Genomic DNA, 24,032 nt, shown 5'->3' on the forward strand with positions numbered 1-24,032 from the left:
TTCGGTAAGCCAAAAAATAAAGTTTATAAGGATTCAGTCAATGATCAATCATGAAACCGTCCGAATTAGCGAAGGTTATTGACAGATACATCAAGCCTCAGACCTTTCCACTTGGCTTCAAACTCGTTAAGGATAGCAGTGAAGTTCCCGAAAAGGTGAGAAAGTTCAAGAACCTGACAATCTGCCAAATATACAATATCGCAAGGCGATATAGGTGGACAGTATACTTTGACCTCAACACAACCTGCCCTCTTGGCATAGTCGCATACGGATTTTCAGAACCCGATGAGCTTTACGAGGAAGGAGTGCTCGCCTACGAAGCAGGTTATGCGGCAACTAAGGAGATAGGAGTAAAGTTTGAGCAGGCTGTTCCAAGACTTAAGCCGGGTGAGTATGTTGGATGTGTTGCTTTTCCATTGGAAAGGGATGAGATGGAACCAGATTTTGTTGTTGTTTACGCAACACCCGCACAGATTCTGAGATTCGTGCATGCGGTGCTTTACAAAAAAGGTGGAGCGTTCGAGGCAACAGTCCTCGGAAGAGCAGCGTGTGCAGAGTATTTGGGTGCTTTCATTGAAAAGAGACCACGGTTGGTAATTCCGTGCTATGGCGACAGGCTTTTCGGTCTAACTCAGGATTGGGAATTGGCTTTCTCATTCCCATTCGAGATGGCAGAAGAAATTGCAGATGGGCTTGCAAATACCCACAAAAGGGGAATAAGGTATCCAATACCTGTAACATCCCTTAGAGTCGAACTTCCGATGATAGAGAGTTACAAAAAATCTGTAGATTCAATGCGATCTACTCATACTCGATAGTGGCTGGCGGCTTTGGCGTTATATCATAAACCACTCTCGAAACCTCCGGAATCTCACCGGTGATGCGCAGAGCGATGCGTCTAAGTCTTTCATACTCGATGTTAAGCGGATCGGCTGTCATCCCATCCCTTGATCCAACAGCCCTGACGGATATAACATATCCCCATACCCTGATATCCCCTTTCACTCCAGTGGCTCTGCCTATCAGAGCCGCAAAGCACTGCCATTTGTCGTAGTCCGCAAGTTCCTCCTCTACTATCCTGTTCGCCCTTCTAACCACCTCCACCTTTTCGGGTGTCACTTCTCCCACTATCCTCACAGCCAATCCTGGACCAGGGAATGGCATTCTCTCCGAAATTTCCTCTGGCAAGCCCAGGTATCTCGCCACCTCTCTGACTTCATCCTTGTAAAGTTCCCTGAGAGGTTCAATTACATCTTTGAATCTGTATTTGGTTGGAAAACCCCCAACGTTGTGGTGACTCTTTATCCCTCCCTGACTCTCAATGATATCTGGATAAATCGTTCCCTGAATCAGATATTCAGCTCCATGCTCCTCTGCAACTCTCTCAAATATTCTTACAAAAAGCTCCCCAACAACCTTTCTCTTCTCTTCAGGATCGGTAACACCCTTCAGAGCTTCGAAGAACTCATCTTTTGCATCAATGAAGACAAGTCCCATCTCCCCGAATATCTCCTTAATCCTCTCTGGCTCTCTTTCTCTCATCAGACCAGTGTCAACGAAAACAGGAATTAGCCTGTCTCCGATGGCCTTGTAACCCAACACTGTGCACACGGAACTATCAACCCCACCGGAGAGGGCTATTATTGCCCTCCCATTTCCAACCTTCTCCCTGATCTCCCTTATTGCATTTTCCACAAACTTCTCAACGTTCATCGTTATCCCTCTTAAACTCCAATGCTGCTGCAACAAAACCGACAAAAGGCGGTGACGGGTTGTAGGGGCGGGATTTGAATTCCGGATGGAATTGAGTGGCGAAAAAGAATCTGTGATTTGGCAACTCGGCAATCTCCATCCTTCTTCCTCCATCCGAATATGCGCTGAAAACAAGTCCGTGCTCTTCGATTAGCGGTATGTACTCTGGATTTACCTCAAACCTGTGTCTGTGCCTTTCATAAACCTTCTCCTTACCGTAAAGCCTGTGGGCAATCGTGCCAGGTTTAATGATAACCTCAATATCTCCAAGCCTCATCGTTCCCCCCATCTCCTCAACTTCCTTCTGCTCTGGCAAAAGATCAATGACGGCGTGTTCTGCTTTCCCTTCTGCAAGTTCTGAACTTGTTGCACCCTCTAACCCAACAACGTTTCTTGCAAATTCAATCACTGCAAGCTGGAAGCCAAAGCAAATACCAAGGAAGGGGATATTATTCTCTCTTGAATATTCTATCGCCCTTATCTTACCCTCTGCCCCTCTCGATCCAAAACCACCGGGAACGAGGATGCCGTCAACGTCAAGCTCAAATTCGTCAACTCTCTCAAGTTCCTCGCTATCCACCCACAGATAATTAACCCTGCATCCGGCGTAAATTCCTCCGTGTTTCAGAGCTTCCCTTATGCTGAGATAGGCATCCCTGACATCCACATATTTACCAACAATAGCAATGGAGACCTCTTCGTTGAGAGACTTCAGCTTGTTAACTATCCTGTCCCACTCACCCCTCCTCTCTCTGCTCTCAAGTTTAAGTTTATTTATCAGATACTCGTCAAGCTTTTCCCTCTTGAAAATCAATGGGACTTCGTAGATATCTTCTGCATCTTCATTGCTTATGACTGCCTCTACTGGCACATCACAGAATAGGGCGATTTTTCTCTTCGTAGCCTCCCTTAGCCTCTCCTTACATCTGCCGACTATAACATCAGGATGCAAGCCAACCTCTCTCAGTTCTTTCACACTATGCTGGGTTGGTTTTGTTTTCTGCTCTCCTCCAGCATCAAGAGGGACAAGAGTTACATGCACAAGAGCAAAATCCTCCTCCCTTTCCTCGTTATGCATCTGCCTTACAGCTTCAAGGAAAGGCATTCCTTCAATATCACCGACAGTTCCACCAATCTCAACAAGACATATTTCGGCATTGCTTTTCTCCGCAACTCTCCTGATCCAGCTCTTTATCTCGTCTGTAACATGAGGGATAATCTGCACCGTCTGTCCGAGATAATCTCCTTTCCTCTCCTTCTCAATTACGCTCTTGTATATCTTTCCGGTTGTTATGTTGTGGTCTCCTGTAAGCTCCATCCCTATAAAGCGCTCGTAGTGTCCAAGATCAAGATCAACCTCAGTTCCATCCTTTAAAACGTAAACCTCACCGTGCTGAAAGGGGTTCATTGTGCCAGCATCTATGTTAATGTAGGGGTCAACCTTAATTGGAACAACTCTGTAACCCATTTCAACAAACAGTCTGCCAATGGATGCCGCTGTAATCCCCTTACCAAGCCCGCTCATTACCCCCCCAGTGACGACAATATACTTCATGTTCTCAGCTCCGGAGGAAGCATGTTTGGAATACCGTTCTCAATCGGGAATTCTACGTTGCACTTCTTGCATCTCAATTTACCCGAAATGATCTCTTCTTCACTCTCCTCGTGAACTTCAACCTTCAGATCGGACTTGCAGATCGGACATGCAAGAATTTCAAGGAGTTTCCTTCTCATAAAATTCTTTGGTGGTATGAGTAAATAACGATTTCCGCCGCAAATTTAAATAACGAAAGACTCTTCCTCAGCCATGAATTTTGTAAAAGAGAAAATTCAAATGATCGTGATAATCCTCCTAACCCTCCCTTGGCTCCTTTCATTATCAACCCACACTCATCATCCACCAACTTTGCAGACTTTTCTTTCAGGTCTTGCGGTAGTTTCTGCATCTTTTTTGATATCATGGGCTGCTGAAACAGCAGAGATGGATGTTCCAAGGTCTTTCAGCCTTGCAGTGGTTGCCCTACTTGCGGTGCTTCCAGAGTATGCAGTTGACGGCTACTTTGCATGGAAAGCAGGCACAGTGGGTGGGAACTACATACATTACGCAACAGCAAACATGACTGGGGCGAACAGACTGTTGATAGGTATAGGCTGGAGTCTTGTGGCTTTTATAGCCATCCTCACTACAAGAAAAAGGGAAATACACCTTGATGAGGGAATAAGACTTGAGAACTTCTTCCTCCTGATTGCAACCCTCTATGCCTTCACTCTCCCTTTTAAAGGTCAAATATCTTTTTTTGACATGTTTGTGTTTGTTTCCATGTACATCCTTTACATTATTCTGACTGTAAGAACAGAGAAGGAAGAGCTTGTTGTAGTTGGAGTGCCAGCGTATCTCTGCAGTTTGAAGAAGGGGACAAGAAGATTTTCTGTTATAGTTCTCTTTCTTTTTGCTGGTGCAGTGATATTACTGAGCGTTGAAGCATTCTCTGAAGGATTGCTTAGCACTGCCAGAGAGTTTGGACTTGATGAGTTCTTAGCTGTTCAGTGGATAGCCCCTCTGGCAAGTGAGGCGCCAGAATTGATAGTTGCAGGATATTTCGTCAGGAGGTTGAGGGTTACTGCAGCTATGAACACCCTGATATCATCAAAAGTTAACCAGTGGACGCTTCTTATCGGGACAATAGTCCTCATATACAGTATTTCAGCCTTCAGAGTTCAGAGCTTACCTCTCGATGCAAGACAGAGTGAAGAAATTTTGCTCACCGCATCTCAATCACTCTTCGGCCTCGCAATCCTGTGCGATCTAAAAATAAGCTGGAAGGAAGCATTCGCTCTACTCACTCTCTTCCTTATCCAGCTTGTTTTACCCGGAGTCGAAGTAAGATACATCATCTCTGCAGTGTACATAGCACTCTCAATCCCTATTCTCGTGATGAAGAAAGAAGAGATGATTAAAAGTTTCAGGTTAGTTAAAGAACTTGCAAGCCGGTAAATTTATTCCTTTATCCTTTTTAAAACTTCTTCTATGGGAAGTTTGTCAATTTCCTCAGCAAATTTCAAGATATTCTCCAAATCGTCCCTTTTAATGAAACCAAGCTCTCTCAGAATTTTTCTTGCATGAACCTTTGCTTCCGAAATCTCACCCTTCACTTTAACAAAAATTAAAACTGGATTTCTCAACAAAATTCCAGAAAAACCGTTAGACGAGAAGGCAAGTTCAGAAATATTGTTTTCAACAACAATATCTTTCACTGCCTCCAAGTACGAAATCGCAAATCCTGAATTTCCTTTAATTCCCTCATCAAAGTATGCAAACTCAACCTCCTTCATTGCCGAATATCTCCTTCATTTTGTTTAAACACCATCTAATTCTGTTTCTTTCGACAGTCACTAACGCCAGACAGTCACAATCCTTTCTAAAGACTATGCCCTCCCCATCAAGTAAAATATACCCAATGTAATATTCAGCTGGGATTAAAGCATCTATCAGCTTTTTTAATTCTGATGCAACATAATAATCCATACCACACACTGACACATCATTCCCAAACAGAGCTGCCTTCTCCACCTTTATTTTTTGGGACAATACAACTGCGTCCACTGAGCCTATCAAAATTTAAAGGTAATTTAATTTTTTTCTTGGTCTATCCATAATATAGCATCCTGCACTTTAAAAATTCAGCAATTAAAAAAATTAAAATACTCATGAAGAAAATAAAGAACTATGCTTGGAGTAGAAGGAAAAACAATTATGGAAGTGGACGAGAAGGAAATAAACAGAATATGGCTCAGATTCTATGACGAAGGGGTAAGACCAAACATAGATTATCCCGAAATACCACTCTACAGGCTTCTGGAGGAAACAGCCAGCAAGTATCCAGATAAGGTTGCTCTTATATTCTTTGGAAAGAAAATAACCTACAGGCAGCTTGATGAAATGAGCGATAGGGTCGCCAGCTTTCTATACAAACTTGGAGTGGGGAAAGGTAGCAGAGTGATTGTTGACCTCCCGAACACCCCCCAGTATGTCGCAGCATACTATGGTATTCTCAAGACAGGTGCGACCGTGGTGCAGTGTAATCCGCTCTATACCGAGAGGGAAATCACGTATATTCTTGAAAACAGTGAAGCTGAGTATGGCTTTTTCGTGGAGATGGTTTACCCGAGGATTAAGAACCTAATAAAAGAGGGGAAGATAAAAAAGGCTGTTATATGCAAAATTGAAGATTATCTGCCATTCCCCCTTAACTTCTTGTATTCACTGAAAAAGGAAAAGATAAAGGTTGAGAAAAATGATAGGATTGTTTACTGGAAAGATGTGCTAAAGAGTCCCCCAACAAAGGATAGGCCAGAAATAGACCCCAAAGAAGATATTGCAACATTCCTATACACTGGTGGAACAACTGGCGTGCCTAAGGCAGTGATGTCCACCCACTACAATCTTGTTGCCAACGTATACCAGACCCTCGAATGGGTCACTGACAGGTCTCCAGATGATGTGTTTGCTGGAGTTCTTCCGTATTTCCACAGTTTCGGGATGACAACCTCTATGAACGCTCCTATAGCTCTTGGAGGAACCATAATTCTCCTACCCGATCCAAGAGATATCAAGAGAATTCTTGACGCGATTCAGAAGTATGGGATAACTATCTTCTGTGGCGTCCCAACGATGTATGCGGCAATAATAAACTACCCCGAGGTAAAGAAGTACAATTTGAAGTCAGTTAAAGCCTGTATAAGTGGCGCAGCACCCTTACCAATCGAAGTGAAAAGGAGGTTTGAGGAAATAACCGAGGGAAAGCTTGTTGAGGGATATGGACTGAGCGAGACCTCTCCCGTAGCACTCGCAAATCCAGTTTATGGGGTGAACAAAGAGGGAAGCATAGGAATTCCATTCCCAGACACCTATGCAGTGATTATAGATGATGAGGGCAAAATTCTACCCGTTGGCGAAGTCGGGGAAATAGCCATCAAAGGACCACAGGTGATGAAGGGCTACTGGAAGATGGAAGAAGAGACAAAGAAGGTGCTGGTCAACGGATGGTTGCTGACTGGTGATGTTGGGAAAATGGATGAAGACGGCTACTTCTACATTGTTGACAGGAAGAAAGATATGATCATCGCTGGCGGTTACAACATCTATCCGAGAGAGGTTGAGGAGGTGCTTTACGAGCATCCAGCAGTAGTTGAGGCTGCTGTCGTTGGTGTTCCTGACCCCTACAGAGGAGAAACTGTAAAGGCCTTTATCGTTCTAAAGCCGGAGTACAAGGGTAAAGTGAGTGAGGAGGAGATCATCAAGTTCTGCAGAGAACGGCTGGCAGCTTACAAAGTTCCAAGAATAGTCGAGTTCAGAGATGAACTGCCAAAATCTGCTGTTGGGAAGATTCTAAGAAGGGTTTTGAGAGACGAAGAAATTAAAAAATCCGCTTAAATTTTTTATTCTTCTTCTCTCCCGTACACCGACTCATACACCAGCTCAATCACGTCGAGAACCTGTATCCTGTCGTCCAGCTTTTCGGTCTTAACACCATCTTCAAGCATTATCATACAGAACGGACATGCCACCGCAAGTATTTCAGCATTCGTTGATGCAGCCTCTCTGGCTCTGATGTTATTCGGTCTATCCTCTCCCGGATACTCTCTCACGAGGTTTCCTCCACCTGCACCGCAGCAAAAACTCTTCTCTCTGTTTCTCGGCATTTCAACAAGCTCAACACCCGGAATTGCCTTCAGGATTTCCCTTGGGAGATCATATATGCCATTATATCTCCCAAGATAGCAAGGATCGTGGAAGGTCACCCTCTTGTTTACAGGATGCTTCAGCTCAAGCTTACCGCTCTTTATTGCATCATATAGAATTTCAAGTATGAACTTGACCTCATAACCTTCATACTCGTTCTTGAAGGTGTTGTAGCAGTGAGGTGAGGTGGCAAACAACCTTTCAACACCATATTTCTCAAATGTCTGCATGTTCTCCTCCATGAGCACCTGGAACAGCCCCTCCTCACCCACTCTCCTCACGTCGTTTCCACAGCAACCCTCTTCTCTGCCGAGAACCGCATAGTTTACCTCAAGATCATTGAGAAGTCTTGCAAGTTTTCTTGCAACCGGAATGTTTCTGTTGTCAAAGCTGTGGGCACAGCCAACAAACCACAACCACTCAAATTCAGGGTTTTCCTTGACAGATGGAATTTCTATCTCACTCTTTTTGATCCACTGATCCCTCTTGAACTTGCCCTCACCCCATGGATTTTTCTGCTTCTGGATGTTTTGCAGGAAATCTCTTACGTCTGGTGGGGTTTCGCCACTCTCTATCAAGCCCCTCCTCATTTCCCCTATGATCTCCATCTGCTCCACGTAAACCGGACACATCTCCATGCAGGCTCTGCATGTTGTGCATGCCCACACAGCCTCCTCATCAAGCACCGTTTCTATCAGGAGAACATCCTCTGGATTCTGAACTTCCTGCTCTGATTCCTCTCCACTACTACCATTACCATTACCTTTGCTCTTTCCCAGAAGGACTTTTTCCAGCCTCCGTATGTTCTGCATCAGAAACATGGGATTGAGTGTCGTTCCTGAATTTGCTGCCGGGCAGATGTCTTGACACCTTCCGCATCTCATACATGCAAGACTTGCAAGCAAATCTCTTCTCGTGAGATCGAGAGGTGTTACGGCACCCGTGTACTCCTCACTTAGTGGTTCTCTCATCACACCCGGCTTCCTTTCGCTTCTCGTGAAGATGTTAACTGGCGCTGCTACAATGTGGAGGAGTTTTGTGTATGGGATGAGAGCGATGAATCCAAGAATTAAGGCAGTGTGAAGGAACCAAAGCACGTAAGGTAGAGCGGTTGAGTTGAGCGTGCTGAACCGGACAAATTCTTTGAGAAGGAATCCAAAGACTGCAGCAAGGATAAAGACAACAAGTACGGGATTGTCATCCCAAGCAAACTCAAACTTCTTCGCAAATCTGCTTGGTTTAAGCACATACCTGTTTACGGCTGCTATCGCCAATCCAAGCAAAATCATAACTCCTGCTGCTGTCATTGACGCCTTCAACCATGGATATGTTGCCCTGAAGAGGTCTGGAATCGCAAAGGAGATGGTGAAAACCAAAATATTGACGAGTATTACAACCACACCCCACAGGAAAAGGAAGTGTGACAATCCCATTTTAGATTCACGGAGATACAGCCTTACCAACAGCAAACCATCTCTTACGACAAACCATATTCTTTGCAGGGAATTGCTTGTTCTGTCCTCCCCCTTCAAACCCATGTTTATGAACTTCCACTTCTGCCACAGACCATAGAAGAAGATGGAAAGGCTTGTGATCAGCATGATGTAGTAGATGACCTCAAACATCACCAACACCTCCTACAACGTCAGCTTTCCTGTGTATCTCGTTGATGTTCTGGTGGCAGCTCTGGCAGTTCTCCTCATGAACAACAACAAGGTTCTCATCATGGCAGGCTTTGCAAACAATACCATCGGCAATCGGCACAACAACATCTGGGTCTGCTCCATGGCAAAATGGTGTTAAAGGCTCATTCTGGTGACAGGTTTTGCAATCAAAGGTGTGGACTGGATGAACGTCCGAGCCATGACATTCTTCACAGTAACTGTAGCCGTCGAGATGCTTTGGATAGCTCTTTGCATTGCTGTGACAGTCAAAGCATGAAAGGTCAGAATTCAGTGATTCCTTCTCGACCTTATCATCGCCGCTGCCGCTTATTGCCAATGAGATGACAGGAAGCATCACAAAAAGGGAAACCAGAATAAAAACAGTTGACTTTCTCATTCTGTCCCCTCCACAAACCTCTTTTCAAACTTCTCGTGTATTGTTTTCGCATCACCATGACACACGACACATGAATGCTGGGGCATGTGGATTCTGAAGAGGCTTGATTCGTGACACTCGGAACAATTACCAGCTGAGATCACAGCACCTACATCCGGGTGTTTCTCGATCTCGTGGCAGTTAAGGCAGTAGGGTGTGCCATTGACGTGCTTTGGATACTTGTAGGCAAGTTCGTGGCACTGACAATCCTTCAATTCTTCTACCTCAACAGATGTAATCTTTTCTTGCTGAACACATCCGAGGACAAACACACCTGTTAGGAGGATAGCGAAGACTATTAGACTTCTAATCATTGGATAACCTCCAATTCGGCCGTTACGGGATTTACTTATTAATCTTTCGATTTTCAAAGTTCACACCCCCAAACTACCTGTGCGGGTCGTGACAAACAACACAGTACACTCCAGCATGGTGGGTTTCGTTTACCGTTTCAATTACATCCCTTCCCTCCACATCCAAGTGACACTTCAGACAGGCATCTCTGGTCTTATCTACCACAATAGTATCACTCGACCTCTTGATGGTGTGTTCAACACCACTTCCATGACAGGCCTCACAGTTTACTGTGGAGTGATTCTTCATTCCGATGTAAAGCTGATAATGGCACTCCTTGCAAATTTCAGTGTCTGAGAACTTTGGTTCCTTGGAAAGTTCTATCTCCACCCACTTTGACTGGCTGCTGCTTGTGATCATAGGGGCAAATCCGAAAACGTAGAAAAACAAGACCAAGTAAACGAGTGCCGCAAACCCCAACCCAAGTACCATCGTTTTTCTCTTCACCTCAACCACCCTTTATTCCACCACATACGAATCCAAGCCTATATACAGCACTCTTGGAAACGTCCCTTCCTCTGGCTTCAACACAGCAACCCTGTTCTCCTTCACCAATTTGCTTACCTCGCTGTTCTCATCACTTATGTCTCCAAAAACTCTCGCTCCTGTTGGACATGCAAGAACGCATGCAGGTTTAAGACCCTTCTTAATTCTGTGGTAACAGAAGGTGCACTTGTCCGTAACCTTCTGCTCTGGATGGAGGAAAGTTGCCCCATAAGGACATGCAACAATACAGTACTTGCAACCAATACAGGTATCCTTATCCACCAGAACGACGCCATCTTTGGTATAAAATCTGGCGTAAACTGGACATACGTTCACACAGGGCGCATTTGCACAGTGGTTACACAATTTTGGAACGTAAAAGGTTTTTCGACCCTTTGTGGTTTCAATCCAGCTTTTATCGAGGAACGGGTTTTTGGATGTGCTGAGTACTTCCTTTCTAATATCGCTTTCTTCAATCGGAATCTTCTCTTTGATCGAATACCCCTCGATCCAAGTTCTGGAAAGTTTAAAGTCCATTGGAACGTCATTTTCGGTTTTGCATGCTACAACGCAGTTTCCACAGCCTATACATTTATTCACATCCACAACCATTACATAACTCTTCTCTGAATCTACTGCACTCTGTCCCCTGACAAGCGCTACAGCCGGGAGAAATCCAGCGATTAGCTTGAGAAAGTCTCTCCTGTTCACTCTCTCACCTCCATTGGTAGCAGCTTGTAGCCGACATAGTAAAGGAAAATCGTGAGCGCAAAGAAACCGACTGTTGCCATGATCTCGAAGGGATGATAGACTGGCGATGGGAACGTCATCCCTGTAATGAGTTTCAGAACAAGCCCACCCATCACGAGATCAATTCTCAGGAAGAAGATGCCAATCACTGTGAGAAGAGACGCTGCAAAAACCCCTTCAGCTTTTCTTCCAGTCTGAGGAGCTGCAAGCAGAATTAGCGGTATAAATAGACCCACCAACACTTCCATTATCCAGAAATTGAAGGCAAATTCTCCATTCATGAAGGGTATTACACTTTCCCTTGACAGCAGTGTAGAGTTAGGATAGGCTTTAATCACAAACTTCCAAGCTGTAAAGAAAATTGTTACAACAATAGCAAACCCCAGAATAACCCTCAGCATTTGAATTGCTTCGTATCTTTCACCCTCGATTTTAACACCTCTGATATAGTCGGTAATGTAGACGCCAATAACGGTAAGTGCTGCACCGCTGACTATAGCCGAGAGGATAAAGTAGACCGGGAGCAATGGACCATGCCAGAAGGGAAGATAATTGACTCCAAAAAGTGCTCCAAGGTTACTGTGGGCAACGATGGCTGTAAAAACCGTCACAAATCCGATAACCTTTGCAAAATCCTTTGTGTCACTTGCTTTTGGAATGGTAAGTATTCTCGCAACCAAACCCCTGAGTCCGCCTTCCTCCCTTTGCTTTATCAGGTCATCGTAAAAGTAGAACCACATCTCCACGACAAGAAAGATGACATACAGAACGTAAAACATAATCATCCAGAACATCACACTGGTTGTATTCACGTGCCCAATAAGGGCAAAGTAGCCCCTCATAACTTGCTCTATCTCAAGACCAATCGTCATCAATCCGACGAGTATTGTGACGAGGGCCATCAGCAGACCTTCCTTGACTATTGGTTCAAGCTTCGTAAATCCAAAAACTTCTCCGAGAGACGCTATTATACAAAGACCAGTTGTGGAAACGACAAAGAAGACATAAAGGGCAACCAATAGCCTCCAAGGGATTCCTTCTGCAGACTCAAAGGGTTCGATGGGTATTATGGGGTGAGTGTGCATTTGCAGTATACCTAATGCACCAACCAATATTAAAAGCAATAATGTTAAACCAGATACAACCTCAATTTTTTTCACGGATATCACCTGTTTTCTTTTTCAGATACCAGTGTTCTGTAAATCCGATACCTCGGTATCGGGCTTGTCTGTTTCTGATTCACTAAGTAGTTTTTAAAATTTTCCTTTTTAAACTACTGTAGGGATTCACAAAACTTGTATAAATGATCCTAAAAATTTTAGGTCATGCGTGAAAAAATCGGGTTTTGGGAGGCTTTCAGCATAGGCGTTGGAGGAATGATTGGTGGAGGCATATTTGCCGTTCTTGGTTTGAGTGTTCAGCTCGCCAAGGGGTCTGCTCCAATAGCCTTCTTCCTTGCGGGCATAGTGGCGCTGACAACTGCCTATTCATACGCCAAGCTGAGCCTGAGGTATCCGAGCGAGGGAGGGACTATTGAGTTCCTGACAAAAGCATTTGGGACTGGGTTGTTTTCCGGTGGGATGAACATTCTGCTTCTCGTAAGCTATGTTGTAATGATATCTTTGTATGCCTATGCATTCGGCAGCTATGCTGCGAATGCGCTTGGAATACCATTGCTCAGGAGCATCTTTATCACCTTTGTTATCCTGCTTTTCACCGTTCTCAATGCTTACGGAGCAGTTGTAAGTGGAAGAGCTGAAGACTTGCTCGTAGCTTTCAAGCTAACAGTCCTTATAATCGTCACTGGAGCTGGCATAGCTCTTGTCAACCCGGAGAGACTGACGCCTTCTTACTGGGCTGATCCAGCCAGCATCGTGGCAGGTGGGATGATTATATTCCTCGCATACGAGGGGTTTGAACTCATCGCAAATGCGGGTGGGGATGTTGAGCACCCAAGAGTTCTTTCAAAAGCATTTTACGCTTCTGTAATACTCGTGATAGTAATTTACATCTCCATTGCTATCGTTACAGTTGGAACTTTGCCTTATGAGAGAATAATTGAGGCGCGAGATTACGCTCTGGCGATAGCAGCAGAACCCTCTCTGGGAAACTTTGGATTCTGGCTTGTAACCTTCGCAGCCTTGGCCTCAACAAGCTCTGCAATCAACGCAACTCTCTATGGCACGGCAAGGGCGAGCTACATGGTGGCAAAGTTTGGGCAGCTTCCGCATGCAATCGAGAGAAGGGTGTGGAGGCAGGCTTACGAGGGATTGGTTGTAATATCTCTGCTCTCAGTTATCTTATCAAATACTGCGAACCTCGAAACAATAGCGACTGCAGGTAGTGGAGGGTTCTTGCTCGTATTCTTCGCTGTCAATCTTGCTGCGGTAAAACTTAGGGACAAAATCAGGCTCAATCCTGTTATATCTTCTCTGGGAGCAGCAATGGCCTTAACTGCCTTTACAATTCTGGTATTGAGAATGATGGAAGAGAGCACGTATGCCCTATCGGTCATGTTTGCCTTAATTGTTGCCTCATTTCTCTTCGAATGGGTGTATAGGCTGTGGACGGGGAGAGAGATTGAGAGCTACATTGACAGAAAGCTAAGGAAAAGGGAAGAAAACGTCAGAACATGGGACACATGGATTCAGGGTGTGTTGGATGAAATAGGAAAGAGATTTGACGACAGCGAAGTTTATCTTGTGGGGAGCGTGGCAAGGGGAGATGTTGGAAGGAGCAATGATGTAGATTTGCTGGTTCTAACGGATAAAGCAAAGAGGGGTGATAAAGAGGCAATTACAAGAGAGATAAGGAATAAAGCGGGACTTACTCCACAGCACTGTATAGACCTTCACTTCGAAAGGAGGAGCTTAAAAGAGGAGGCTTTGAAAAAAGCTAAGGAATATAGACGTTTGAGATAGTCAGGGAAGCACGACTCTTTCAATGTCCCGAATCCCTGCTTTTCTGACGAGCGTTAAAATTGGATTAGATGTTCGTTTAAAGCTGTATTCTTTGTTGAAGACTATGTAGCCATGTCTTAAACCAAAAATTTCATAGCCAGACGTTGCTGCTCTGAAAATCGCCTCTTCGTTACCCACTAAATAAGCCGCAAAGTGCATCTCGTCGAGCATTGAGGCTGTAGAGATCATCGCATTGTCGGTTCCAAGGAGCCAAAGATCGTATTCGCTAAGAATCCCATAGCTTTTTAGGTTGAGAAGGTTGAAAAAGGCGTTACTTCGAATACAGCTTACAACAGGGATTTCTGAATCAATAAAAGCCTTGATTCTCTCTGGGCACATGTTCATGTGCACGACAAAGTCAGGATGAAGAGACAATGCAGATTCCACATCTTCGCAATCCCTTTCCCCGGCGTGAATTCCAAAAACCTTTTTCTTCCTTTTCGCAAGCCTTCTAACTTCCTCAATCAATTCCATTTCGTGATCTCTTGTGCTGCTGTAGGCAAAGCCAAAAACGTCCAATTCCTCAGCCTCATCAACGCTTGAGGGTCGGGCAAGGGTCAGAACACCATCTAACCCGCGAGTTACAGCCAATCCAGCTTTTCCACCCTCTCTGAAGTCGAGAAAGTGTGATGTGCCGCATTTTTGGCTCTCCTTTACCTCAAGAGCAGCATACTCTCTCAAAACAGATATGTTAGTTCGAGTAAGCATTCTGTGCTTGTAGCCCTCCGGTCCAACAAGTAATTCCAAATCCTTTCTCGGAACTTCGCGGAGAGCAGCATCGCCAAGATGTGTGTGAGCGTTGAAGAATGTTGGAGAGATAATGAAATCGTCTTTCTCAATCCTGCTTTCCTCGAAAGTCAACTCGTCAGCAATCAAATCACCGTAAAATATCCCTTCGTGGGTGACCAAGATGCCGCTGTAAATGTCCATGGGAAGAGTTTAAATATTCTCCCACAAAACTTTTACCATGGCTAAGGCTCAGAAGGGGAGGGCCAAGACTCCACCACTGATGTCGTCAGCAGGTATAATGAGGTATTTTGAGGAGGAGAGAACTCAGATCAAAGTCAGCCCAAAGACGGTCTTGGTTGCGGGCATTCTTACCGGCGTTCTTGTCATAATACTAAACGCCTACTATGGTCTCTGGCCTTAAAGAGGTCGTATTCGCCGGCAGATCAAATGTGGGCAAGTCAACCCTCTTTTCAACCCTCCTAAAAACCAACGCAAGGAAAGGCAAAAGGCCGGGAACGACCATAAAGCCGAACACATTTCAGATTGGCAGGGTTCTTTTTACCGATTTACCGGGTTTTGGATACGTTAGTGGGGTTGGGAAAGACTTCAACGAGAGAATCAAAGATTTTGTTGTCCATTACATAGAAAACAATGCCTCAAGGATAATAGCGTCTGTTGAGGTTATAGACGCCAGCTCCTTTGTTGAAATAGCGGAAAGATGGGAGAGAAGAGGAGAAATTCCGATCGAGATTGAGATGTTCGAGTTTCTCGATGAAGTTACACCCAAGGTATTTGTTGCGGCGAACAAAATGGACAGGGTTGATGATCCAAGACTGCTGGACAAGATAGTTGAGAAGCTCGGAATGCAACCCCCGTGGCAGAACTGGAGGCATGTGATTTACCCTGTTTCAGCAAAAAAGGGAGAAGTTGAAAATCTAAGGAGAGACCTGAAGCAGTATCTTATTTCTATGGGCTTAAAGGATGCTTCAAAGGCCTTCAGAGGTTCGTCGGGACGTAGATGAAGACGGTCTCTATTCCGAGCCTTTCAGCCACAACATCTCTCAAAGCCTCAACTCCAAACCTCTCGCTCTCGTAATGTCCGAGGAAAATGATGTTTAATCCCCCTTCTTTGGCAATATGGTAAGCTTCATGTTCAGGTTCACCTGTTATAAGCAGCTCAATTCCCTCCTCTATGGCCTCAGTGATGGCAAAGCATCCTCTCCCTGATACCGCTGCTACCCTTCTTACCTTATCCTTGCCGAAGGGGAGGATGAGCGAGCGGTCAAACCTTTCAGCTATCTCCATCACGCTCTTTGGACTGGGAAATTCAGCAGAGTAGCCAATCTTCACACCCTTGTATTCTCCAAACTCCTCTTGAGCTTCTGCACCGATTTTTTTCAGGATCATGACATTGTTCCCGACTTCTCTATGGGCATCGAGGGGCAGATGTGCGGCGTAGAGAGATATACCATTCCTTAGGAGATACTCTACCCTTTTCCTAACCATGCCCTTCACGTAATCTATCCCGCCCCAAATCATACCGTGATGAACGACGAGCATGTCTGCCCCATTTGCCTTTGCAGCCCTAAAGCTTTCCATGCAGGCATCAACGGCAAAGGCGATCTTCTCGATCTCTTCTCTACCTTCAACCTGCAGACCGTTGTTTGAAACATCCTGATAGCCTTTAATGTTCAGGTATTCGTCAAGAAATTCACAGATTTCAGTAAGTTTCATGAGTTTAAGTTTACCATGCTCGTGTACTTGAACCTAACCGAAAGGAAGTAGAAACAAAAATTAACCCCAAAAGCTTCAATAGCAACAATGGACATCTACATCGTCCTTGTTGAGCTAAAAATCCCTGAAAATGTAGGATTTATGGCGAGAGTCGCAAAGAACTACGGAATCAAAAATATGTGTCTGTATAACTGCAATGTAACAGAAGAAAGTTACCACACAGCAGCACATGCAAAGGATTTGCTTGAGAAAGCCATCAAAGTTGAGAATCTGCAGGAGTTTTTACATCAGATGAATCTGGTTGTGGGCACTACTGGTATTGAGGGGGGCGACTACAAGTATCTTCGCAAGACTTTAGCAACACCTGAGGAACTTCCCGAACTCGTTAAAGGGGCTAATAAGGTCGCAGTTCTTTTCGGGAGAGAAGATTACGGTCTTTACAACGACGAACTGGCTCTCTGCCACATTATCACAAGAGTTCCAACCAGTGAGGAGTATCCTGTTATGAACGTCAGCCATGCTGCTGCTGTTATCCTTTACTTTCTCCGTTCTCTGGAACTTAAGATGAAAGTTGATGAGGGTGAGGAGCCAGCTACCGCAGGAGATATCGAAGTTTTTCTGAACAATCTCACAGATATGCTTGAAACTGTTGAATATCCAGAACACAGAATAAAAAGAACTGTTGTTGTATTTCGCAGGATACTTGGCAGAGCAAAGGTTAGAAAGCATGAAATACAGACCCTAAACGCCATATTCCGAAAGACCGTTAGCTACATAAAGAGAATGAACAAGTAATGACATGAATAAAATCTGGACTATACTACTGATAGTATCGGTCCTCGCCATAATTTGCCTGACCTTTTATTTCTTCCTACCTCTGCTCGATGGAATAGTGATGGGGATTGTTTTTGCTTACGTTGCAAAACCGATAAAAAGGAAATTGGAACCGATCGGGAAAATAAAGGCATCTGCAATTGCAACTATAATCGTGATCGTCCCAATTTCCGTTCTGATTTTTTATGGCCTCTTTCAGGGGTTGAATCAAGCCATTTACCTTATCACACACTACCAAATAATAGAATCCGGGCTGCTCGATTTACTGAGCAAATTCGGAGTTGAGAGGGGAGAGGAATACGTGAAATGGATTACCTCAAACATATTCTCCATACTTCAGAGAACCGTGCAACCATCGGCGGTTGAGATCACAAAGAGAGCTACGCTGCTAATCCTGAACTTCTTCATCTCCATTGTAGTGTGCTTTTACTCCCTCGCGGATATGGAGAGATTCGTCAGTAGGGCAACGAGCATCGTTCCTGATGACAGTAGAGAAGAGCTAAGAAGATTTATAGAAGAAATTGATTATACTTTTGAATCCTTGTGGTTTGGAAATTTTGTAGTTGCGATTCTGATTGGTCTTGCAAGCCTGCCATTTTTCCTGTACTTCAATGTCCCCTTCGCTCCGCTCCTTTCCGGTTTGATGTTTCTCGCAGCGCTGATACCCATCTTTGCAGAATGGATGATTATTCTACCCGTCTCACTCTATCTACTCCTAATTGACGTCGGAAAGGGCTTAACGTTCCTCGCAACGGGCGTAGTGTTTCTATACATCCTGCCTGAATTAATATTAAGACCACACGTCGTTGGATACGCCTCAAAAATCCACCCTCTGATTCTCATGCTCGCATTCATCGGAGGGGGCATTGTGGGAGGAATTAGCGGTTTCTTTATAGCCCCGATGATTGCTGGCTTGGCCACGGCTATATACAACTACTACACGAGTGACGAAAATCTTAGCGACCAAGAATCATTATCCTGAATCTGTCAGATGCTCTTGCAGCCGCGTTTGCAACGTAGCCAAGATGAGCGACCCACGTTACCATCAGCTGGATATCCAGCGGATTTGCCTCTTCAAGATTGAAAAGTCTCGTGTGGAGACCAATCTGGATGAGGTCGCATTCGTGTTCAAGCTGCTCTATGACCGGAATGTATTCCATAACTCTCTCCACTTCCCTTTTGCTGAAAGAGGTATCAATTAGCTGTCTTATGCTTTCAACCATTTCCTCATAGTGGTTGACAATTTCCATAAGCTTGGAAAGCAGAACTGAGAACTCATCCCAAACATCATGAGGAACTTTAACCCTCCTGAAGGTCACCATGTGTCCCACATGCTCACAATTGTTTATTATGTCATCCTGAACCTTTAAGAATTCGAGGAGGTCGTGTCTGTCAACTGGAAGCATCAACGATTTTGTAACGTTCCCCCTTATCTCCTCCTTTATCTGATCCGCGTGATGCTCAAGTTCATCAATTTCATCTCTTAGCTCCTCAACTTCTCCATAATTCTCCAATCTCAATGCTTCAAATTGATGCTGAAGCAGCCCCACCGCCCTCCCACACATTCTGGCGTGCTGAGCGAGAGACCTGAATGGCGAGTATCCAAAGACTTCACCTACAGATCGAAAGAACTTCATGCAAACACCACCATCAGTGTATAGAGGCTTATTGTCATCGCAGCCGCTACCGGAAGTGTTACAATCCATGAGAATATAATTTTTTGCACTATCTTCAGATTGACACTTGCCAGACCGCCGGCAAACCCTACACCGATGACGCTGCCTACAAGTGTGTGAGTTGTTGAAATGGGCATTCCAAGAGATGATGCTGCAAGAACGGTTGTTGCAGTTGCGAACTCAGCAGAAAATCCCCTTGTATAAGTAAGCTCAGTTATTTGCTTACCAACAGTTTCAATAACTCTGTAACCCCACGTTGCGATTCCAATCGCAATTCCAATGCCTCCGAAGAACAGAACCCAGAAGGGAACTTCACCGCTGTAGCCCATTATGGCTGCAATGGGGCCTGTTGCATTTGCCACATCATTGCTTCCGTGGGCGAAAGCCATGTAGCTTGCCGTTAAAACCTGAAGGTAGCGGAAAACATGCTCAACACTTCCACTGGCATATCTATTGAGCAAAATAACGCGTATTAGCATGAAAACAACAAAAGCTATTGCAGCACCCATCAGAGGAGAAACAATCCAGCTGAGAACAACCTTTGCCAGCACATCCCATTTAATCTGCCCAAGCGAAAGATGATTCTGTGATACTGCTGCGAGACCGAATCCAAGCATCGCACCGACAATCGAGTGTGTGGTTGAGATTGGGAGGTGGTAGTAGGTTGCGATTGTGATCCAGAGTCCGGCGGAGAGCAGTGCTGCCAAAGCCCCGAACACGACAAGATGGTGGTCCAGCAATTCAATGGGGACTATTCCCTTTGCCACGGTGTGCGTTACTCTCTTTCCAAAAAATGCTGCCCCGCAAAACTCCAGCACGGAGGCCAGAATAATAATCTGTTTCAGCGTTAAAGCTCTACTGCCATAAGAAGTTGCCATGGAGTTTGCAGCATCGTTCGCACCGATGTTCCACGCGACGTAGAAGCCCACGATAGCTGCTGAGATGATGAAAATGTCTATAACCATGAATTGCGTTCGATTTGAAGTATATATCTTTTTCCATTTAAATTGATAAAAGCGATAGAGATATATACCTCCATTTTGATTATATACCATGTTAGAGAGCAGAAAGGTTTTTTTCAGTGGTAAAAGCAGCTACATCTTAACCCTTCCCAAGAAATGGGTTAAGGAGAACGGGATTGAGGCAGGAAATGAGGTTATAATGAGCATAGGAAAGAATTTCATAACAATATATCCAAAGAAGGCCGATTTGAAGAAGAAACTGGTCAGTATTGATTCCAAGGATTTGAGGCATGAGACCCTTATGCGAAGAATAATCTCCTACTATCTCGCGGGCATGGACTCCATAAGACTGACAGTTTACAACGAGGAGCAAAGGTCTGCAATTTCGAGGGCAACGGACATTCTAATTGGTGCCGAGGTGGTGGAGGATACCGGAAAGGAGATTGTAATGGAGATATTTTTGGATAACTCAAGATTAAAGACTGAAAATATCATGAGAAGGATGGGGAATACCTGTGTGGGCATGGTTTCAGATTTCTGCACCGCCCTTAAAAAGTTTGATAGATACATCTGCAACTCAATAATAGCAAGGGAGAGAGAAGTGGACAGGCTGCATTTTCTGCTTCTCAGACAGTTGAAACTGGCAAACATGCATGCTGACGTAGCTTCTGAACTTGAGATACCTGTTGAGAAAATTCAGGAATATAGAACGGTTGTCAGGTCTCTTGAGAGAGTTGCAGACCATGCCGCGAATATGGCAGAGAGTTTACTTGAGCTTGGTAAACCCGTCGAGTATCTATGCGAGTTAGTTGATGCAGACCTTGAAATGCTACGCACAGCGGTTGTCGCCTTTCTTGAAAACGAAATAGAGCTTGCCGAGGTAGTACTTGAAGAATTTGACGAATTTGAAGAGCTTGAAAAAAGATTTTACAGCCGTGTCCTGTCTGCTGATGTAGAAGAGGCCCTGTATCTCAAATCAATAATTGATAGCATTTCAAGAATTGCGAGCTATTCGGCAGATATTGCGGAAGTGGTCGTTGATATGGCTGTCGTATAGTTTAAAAACAGAAAGATGAAAGGGGGTAATAAGACCTATGGCAGGAGAAACTCTGCTTAAATTTCTTGATGTGGTTTCAGAACACATAAGGAATCTGAAGAATCACATAAATCCAGAGAGTGTCGAGAACGTGATCAACCTGATTGACAGTTCTAAGGCAATTTTCGTCATTGGGGCAGGAAGGAGTGGTTATATTGCAAAAGCCTTTGCCATGCGGTTAATGCATCTGGGTTATGCAGTTTACGTCGTCGGAGAGACTGTTACGCCAAGAATTACAAAGGATGACACGCTTATAGCCATATCGGGCAGTGGAGAAACAACATCTGTTGTTAACATAAGCAGAAAGGCAAAAGACATAGGCTCAAGGCTTATAGCCATCACAGGAAGTAGAAAATCAAGCCTCGCCGAAATGGCGGATGTGATTGTTCTGATAAAGGGCAAAGTGAAGGATGAGAGGGACGAAAAGTTATCTCAGCTTGCCCCTCTTGGTACAATGTTTGAGCTAACAACAATGATATTTCTGGATGCCCTTGTTGCAGAGATAATGATGAGAAAGCATCTAACTGAAAGTGATCTTGAGGCGAGGCATGCTGTGCTTGAGTGAGGTGATATTCTGAAGGAGATTATTGCAAAACTGAGCAATGCTCATGGAATAAGTGGATATGAGGACGAATTGAGGGAAATAGTAAAGAGGGAGCTTGAAGGATGGGCTGATGAGATTAAAACAGACAGTATGGGGAATCTAATCTGCACGAAAAACGGAGGAAAACCTGAGATAATGGTTGCTGCGCACATGGATGAGATCGGCTTTGTTGTGAAGTATATTGACGAGAAGGGCTTTATAAGAGTAGCTCCAATTGGGGGCTGGTTTTCCCAGATAGCTCTCGCACAAAGAGTAGTTCTCTACGGAAAAAAGAAGATTTACGGCGTTATTGGCTGCAAACCGCCTCATCTTATGAAGGACGAGGAGAGGAAGAAGGCTGTTGAGATCAAAGACATGTTCGTGGATGTTGGGGCGAGCAGCAAAGAGGAGGTTCTTGAGATGGGAATAAATGTCGGAACACCGGTTGCTCTTGATAGAGAAGTGGTTGAGCTGGCAAACGGAAGGCTTACAGGAAAAGCCTTCGACAACAGGGTTGGCGTAGCTGTGATGATTGAGGCTGTGAAAAGGAGTAAAGCCGACATCACGATCCACGCTGTTGCAACTGTTCAGGAGGAAGTTGGGTTGAAGGGTGCAAGAACATCGGCCTTTGCCATTGAACCTGATGCTGCGATAGCTGTTGACAGCTGTGTTGCTGCCGACTTTCCAGGCAGTGAAACCGCGCATATGGACGTAAAGCTCGGAAAGGGGGCTGCTATTACTGTGATTGACGCTTCTGGTAGAGGCTTGATCACATCGCCCAAAGTTCTGAGGTGGTTGACCGAGACTGCAGACAAACACAACATTCCCTACCAGCTTGAAGTGGCTGAAGGGGGGACAACAGATGCAACTGCAATCAATCTCACAAAAGCCGGAATTCCTGCTGGAGTCGTCAGTGTGCCTGCAAGATATATTCACAGCCCGGTGGAGGTCGTGGATATCAAAGATGTGGAGAGTGCTGTTGAGATAGTAGCAAAATCTCTGGAAAGTGCCAAAGAATACTTTTAGAGAAAATTTTTATTTCGAGTGGCTTTAGGAATCAAAAAGACTGCAGATTTCTGGAGGTGATAACTCATGAAAATCTGGGTTATTGGTGCTTACGGTATTGTTTCTACCACTGCAATGGTGGGTGCAAAGGCGATAGCCAAAGAGATTGCTCCAAGAACAGGTTTAGTTTCTGAGCTTCCTCCCTTTAGAGGGATTGATAAATACGCCCCACTTGAATTTGAATTCGGTGGCCATGAAGTAAGAATGCTCAAAAACGCTTTTGAAGCTGCAGAAGAGCATTGGGAGCTTAACAGACATTTTGAAAGAGACTTACTCGATGCAGTCAAAGAAGACCTCGAAAAAATAGTTGCAAACAAGGGCACCGCCCTTAACTGCGGAACAGGAATCCAAGGGCTTGGAAAGATAGAGACACTTGAGGATGATGGGCTTACTCTGAAAGAGATAGTCAACAGAATAACAGAGGATATCAAGAGATTTGCCGATGATGAGACGGTGGTTATAAACCTTGCCTCCACCGAACCGCTGCCAAATCTCAGCGAGGAGTACCACGGAACATTGGAAGGATTCGAGAGGATGATTGACGAAAATAAGAAAGAATATGCTTCAGCAAGCATGTTATACGCTTATGCAGCCCTAAAGCTTGGACTGCCATACGCGAACTTCACACCCAGTCCCGGCTCGGCTATACCTGCGTTAAAGGAGCTTGCAGAAAAAATGGGTGTTCCACACGCAGGAAATGACGGGAAAACGGGAGAGACACTTGTCAAAACAACCCTCGCACCGATGTTTGCCTATAGAAACATGGAAGTAGTGGGATGGATGAGCTACAACATCCTTGGTGATTACGATGGCAAAGTGCTCTCAGCGAGAGACAACAAGGAGAGTAAAGTTCTGAGCAAGGATAAGGTTCTGGAAAAAATGCTCGGCTACTCCCCTTACAGCATCACAGAGATACAGTACTTCCCAAGCCTCGTTGACAATAAAACTGCCTTCGACTTCATACACTTCAAGGGCTTCCTCGGCAGGCTGATGAAGTTCTACTTCATCTGGGATGCCATAGACGCTATCGTTGCTGCTCCTTTAATCCTCGACATCGCTCGCTTTCTACTCTTTGCCAAGAAGAAGGGTGTGAAGGGAGTTGTGAAGGAAATGGCCTTTTTCTTCAAGAGTCCAATGGACACCAATGTGATCAACACACACGAGCAGTTTGAAGTGCTGAAGAAGTGGTATTCCAAGCTATCCTAATT

At 44.7% G+C, this 24,032-nt stretch carries 27 protein-coding genes; 12 read left to right on the plus strand and 15 right to left on the minus strand.

Annotation, left to right across the window (positions count from 1 at the left end; translation table 11 throughout):
• Positions 1–50 precede the first annotated feature (50 nt).
• Positions 51–818: a DUF169 domain-containing protein gene (locus tag BP688_RS09315; RefSeq protein WP_290597459.1), complete on the plus strand. Its 768-nt coding sequence runs from the start codon at positions 51–53 to the stop codon at positions 816–818.
• Here the strand turns inward: BP688_RS09315 and guaA are convergent.
• The 3 genes from guaA to BP688_RS09330 are packed head-to-tail and all read right to left on the minus strand — an operon-like array spanning position 802 to position 3,486.
• Positions 802–1,713, minus strand: coding sequence for a glutamine-hydrolyzing GMP synthase (gene guaA / locus BP688_RS09320; RefSeq protein WP_290623949.1), 912 nt, complete (start codon positions 1,711–1,713; stop codon positions 802–804). The two genes, BP688_RS09315 and guaA, sit on opposite strands and share 17 nt — an antisense overlap.
• The gene (gene pyrG / locus BP688_RS09325; protein ID WP_290623947.1) at positions 1,703–3,307 is read right to left on the minus strand and encodes a glutamine hydrolyzing CTP synthase; all 1,605 of its coding nucleotides are present in this window, start codon (positions 3,305–3,307) and stop codon (positions 1,703–1,705) included. The genes guaA and pyrG overlap by 11 nt, the downstream gene beginning before the upstream one ends.
• Positions 3,304–3,486, minus strand: coding sequence for a methytransferase partner Trm112 (locus tag BP688_RS09330; RefSeq protein ID WP_290597456.1), 183 nt, complete (start codon positions 3,484–3,486; stop codon positions 3,304–3,306). The genes pyrG and BP688_RS09330 overlap by 4 nt, the downstream gene beginning before the upstream one ends.
• Positions 3,487–3,559: 73 nt before the next feature.
• Here BP688_RS09330 and BP688_RS09335 point away from each other — a divergent pair, with 73 nt between their 5' ends.
• Positions 3,560–4,747 (plus strand): sodium:calcium antiporter, encoded by a 1,188-nt coding sequence (locus tag BP688_RS09335; protein WP_290597455.1) that lies wholly within the window; start codon positions 3,560–3,562, stop codon positions 4,745–4,747.
• Positions 4,748–4,749: 2 nt separating this feature from the next.
• Here the strand turns inward: BP688_RS09335 and BP688_RS09340 are convergent, their stop codons facing one another.
• Both BP688_RS09340 and BP688_RS09345 read right to left on the minus strand, forming a co-directional pair.
• On the minus strand, positions 4,750–5,085 hold the full coding sequence (locus tag BP688_RS09340) for a hypothetical protein (protein ID WP_290597454.1): 336 nt from the start codon (positions 5,083–5,085) through the stop codon (positions 4,750–4,752).
• A complete protein-coding gene (locus BP688_RS09345) occupies positions 5,072–5,356 on the minus strand; it encodes a hypothetical protein (RefSeq protein WP_290597453.1) in 285 nt (94 codons plus the stop codon). Before BP688_RS09345 ends, BP688_RS09340 begins: the two co-directional genes overlap by 14 nt.
• Positions 5,357–5,479: 123 nt before the next feature.
• Here BP688_RS09345 and BP688_RS09350 point away from each other — a divergent pair, with 123 nt between their 5' ends.
• On the plus strand, positions 5,480–7,186 hold the full coding sequence (locus tag BP688_RS09350; protein WP_290597452.1) for a long-chain-fatty-acid--CoA ligase: 1,707 nt from the start codon (positions 5,480–5,482) through the stop codon (positions 7,184–7,186).
• Between the two features lie 5 nt (positions 7,187–7,191).
• Here BP688_RS09350 and BP688_RS09355 read toward each other — a convergent pair whose 3' ends face one another.
• From BP688_RS09355 to nrfD, 6 genes are all read right to left on the minus strand, one after another.
• A complete protein-coding gene (locus BP688_RS09355; RefSeq protein WP_290623945.1) occupies positions 7,192–9,120 on the minus strand; it encodes a heterodisulfide reductase-related iron-sulfur binding cluster in 1,929 nt (642 codons plus the stop codon).
• Positions 9,113–9,556, minus strand: coding sequence for a hypothetical protein (locus BP688_RS09360; protein ID WP_290623943.1), 444 nt, complete (start codon positions 9,554–9,556; stop codon positions 9,113–9,115). The genes BP688_RS09355 and BP688_RS09360 overlap by 8 nt, the downstream gene beginning before the upstream one ends.
• Complete coding sequence (locus BP688_RS09365) at positions 9,553–9,909, minus strand: hypothetical protein (RefSeq protein WP_290597450.1); 357 nt, start codon at positions 9,907–9,909, stop codon at positions 9,553–9,555. The genes BP688_RS09360 and BP688_RS09365 overlap by 4 nt, the downstream gene beginning before the upstream one ends.
• Before the next feature lie 73 nt (positions 9,910–9,982).
• On the minus strand, positions 9,983–10,396 hold the full coding sequence (locus BP688_RS09370) for a multiheme c-type cytochrome (RefSeq protein ID WP_290597449.1): 414 nt from the start codon (positions 10,394–10,396) through the stop codon (positions 9,983–9,985).
• A 12-nt stretch (positions 10,397–10,408) separates the two neighbouring features.
• On the minus strand, positions 10,409–11,146 hold the full coding sequence (locus tag BP688_RS09375; protein WP_290597448.1) for a 4Fe-4S dicluster domain-containing protein: 738 nt from the start codon (positions 11,144–11,146) through the stop codon (positions 10,409–10,411).
• Positions 11,143–12,345, minus strand: coding sequence for an NrfD/PsrC family molybdoenzyme membrane anchor subunit (gene nrfD / locus BP688_RS09380; RefSeq protein ID WP_290597447.1), 1,203 nt, complete (start codon positions 12,343–12,345; stop codon positions 11,143–11,145). Before nrfD ends, BP688_RS09375 begins: the two co-directional genes overlap by 4 nt.
• A 165-nt stretch (positions 12,346–12,510) precedes the next feature.
• Between nrfD and BP688_RS09385 the strand changes: the two genes are divergently transcribed.
• Positions 12,511–14,106 carry an amino acid permease gene (locus BP688_RS09385; RefSeq protein ID WP_290623941.1) on the plus strand — a complete coding sequence of 532 codons (1,596 nt, stop codon included), beginning with the start codon at positions 12,511–12,513 and terminating at the stop codon, positions 14,104–14,106.
• On the opposite strand, the gene BP688_RS09390 is transcribed toward BP688_RS09385, so the two are convergent.
• On the minus strand, positions 14,107–15,075 hold the full coding sequence (locus tag BP688_RS09390) for an amidohydrolase family protein (RefSeq protein WP_290597445.1): 969 nt from the start codon (positions 15,073–15,075) through the stop codon (positions 14,107–14,109).
• A gap of 37 nt (positions 15,076–15,112) precedes the next feature.
• On the opposite strand from BP688_RS09390, the gene BP688_RS09395 reads away from it, so the two are divergent.
• Positions 15,113–15,295, plus strand: coding sequence for a preprotein translocase subunit Sec61beta (locus tag BP688_RS09395; protein WP_290597444.1), 183 nt, complete (start codon positions 15,113–15,115; stop codon positions 15,293–15,295).
• Positions 15,279–15,896: a GTP-binding protein EngB gene (engB, locus tag BP688_RS09400; protein ID WP_290597443.1), complete on the plus strand. Its 618-nt coding sequence runs from the start codon at positions 15,279–15,281 to the stop codon at positions 15,894–15,896. Before BP688_RS09395 ends, engB begins: the two co-directional genes overlap by 17 nt.
• Here the strand turns inward: engB and BP688_RS09405 are convergent.
• Entirely contained in the window at positions 15,871–16,608 is a 738-nt protein-coding gene (locus tag BP688_RS09405) for a Nif3-like dinuclear metal center hexameric protein (protein ID WP_290597442.1), read from the minus strand. The genes engB and BP688_RS09405 overlap by 26 nt on opposite strands.
• An 87-nt stretch (positions 16,609–16,695) precedes the next feature.
• On the opposite strand from BP688_RS09405, the gene BP688_RS09410 reads away from it, so the two are divergent.
• On the plus strand, positions 16,696–17,403 hold the full coding sequence (locus BP688_RS09410) for a TrmJ/YjtD family RNA methyltransferase (RefSeq protein WP_290597441.1): 708 nt from the start codon (positions 16,696–16,698) through the stop codon (positions 17,401–17,403).
• A 4-nt stretch (positions 17,404–17,407) separates the two neighbouring features.
• Entirely contained in the window at positions 17,408–18,424 is a 1,017-nt protein-coding gene (locus BP688_RS09415; RefSeq protein WP_290623938.1) for an AI-2E family transporter, read from the plus strand.
• Here BP688_RS09415 and BP688_RS09420 read toward each other — a convergent pair.
• Both BP688_RS09420 and BP688_RS09425 read right to left on the minus strand, forming a co-directional pair.
• Positions 18,399–19,079 (minus strand): TIGR00153 family protein, encoded by a 681-nt coding sequence (locus tag BP688_RS09420; protein ID WP_290623936.1) that lies wholly within the window; start codon positions 19,077–19,079, stop codon positions 18,399–18,401. The genes BP688_RS09415 and BP688_RS09420 overlap by 26 nt on opposite strands.
• Positions 19,076–20,077, minus strand: coding sequence for an inorganic phosphate transporter (locus BP688_RS09425; RefSeq protein WP_394335552.1), 1,002 nt, complete (start codon positions 20,075–20,077; stop codon positions 19,076–19,078). Before BP688_RS09425 ends, BP688_RS09420 begins: the two co-directional genes overlap by 4 nt.
• Before the next feature lie 94 nt (positions 20,078–20,171).
• Between BP688_RS09425 and BP688_RS09430 the strand changes: the two genes are divergently transcribed.
• The 4 genes from BP688_RS09430 to BP688_RS09445 all read left to right on the plus strand — a co-directional run bounded on the left by BP688_RS09430 (position 20,172) and on the right by BP688_RS09445 (position 24,030).
• Entirely contained in the window at positions 20,172–21,137 is a 966-nt protein-coding gene (locus BP688_RS09430; protein WP_290597437.1) for a phosphate signaling complex PhoU family protein, read from the plus strand.
• 37 nt (positions 21,138–21,174) lie between these two features.
• Entirely contained in the window at positions 21,175–21,741 is a 567-nt protein-coding gene (gene hxlB, locus BP688_RS09435) for a 6-phospho-3-hexuloisomerase (protein ID WP_290597436.1), read from the plus strand.
• A gap of 69 nt (positions 21,742–21,810) precedes the next feature.
• Positions 21,811–22,785 (plus strand): M42 family metallopeptidase, encoded by a 975-nt coding sequence (locus BP688_RS09440; RefSeq protein ID WP_290597435.1) that lies wholly within the window; start codon positions 21,811–21,813, stop codon positions 22,783–22,785.
• 66 nt (positions 22,786–22,851) lie between these two features.
• Positions 22,852–24,030 (plus strand): inositol-3-phosphate synthase, encoded by a 1,179-nt coding sequence (locus BP688_RS09445; protein ID WP_290597434.1) that lies wholly within the window; start codon positions 22,852–22,854, stop codon positions 24,028–24,030.
• The last annotated feature ends 2 nt before the right edge of the window (positions 24,031–24,032 follow it).

The sequence above is a fragment of the Archaeoglobus sp. UBA230 genome, assembly GCA_002507545.1.
Classification (GTDB): Archaea; Halobacteriota; Archaeoglobi; order Archaeoglobales; family Archaeoglobaceae; genus Archaeoglobus.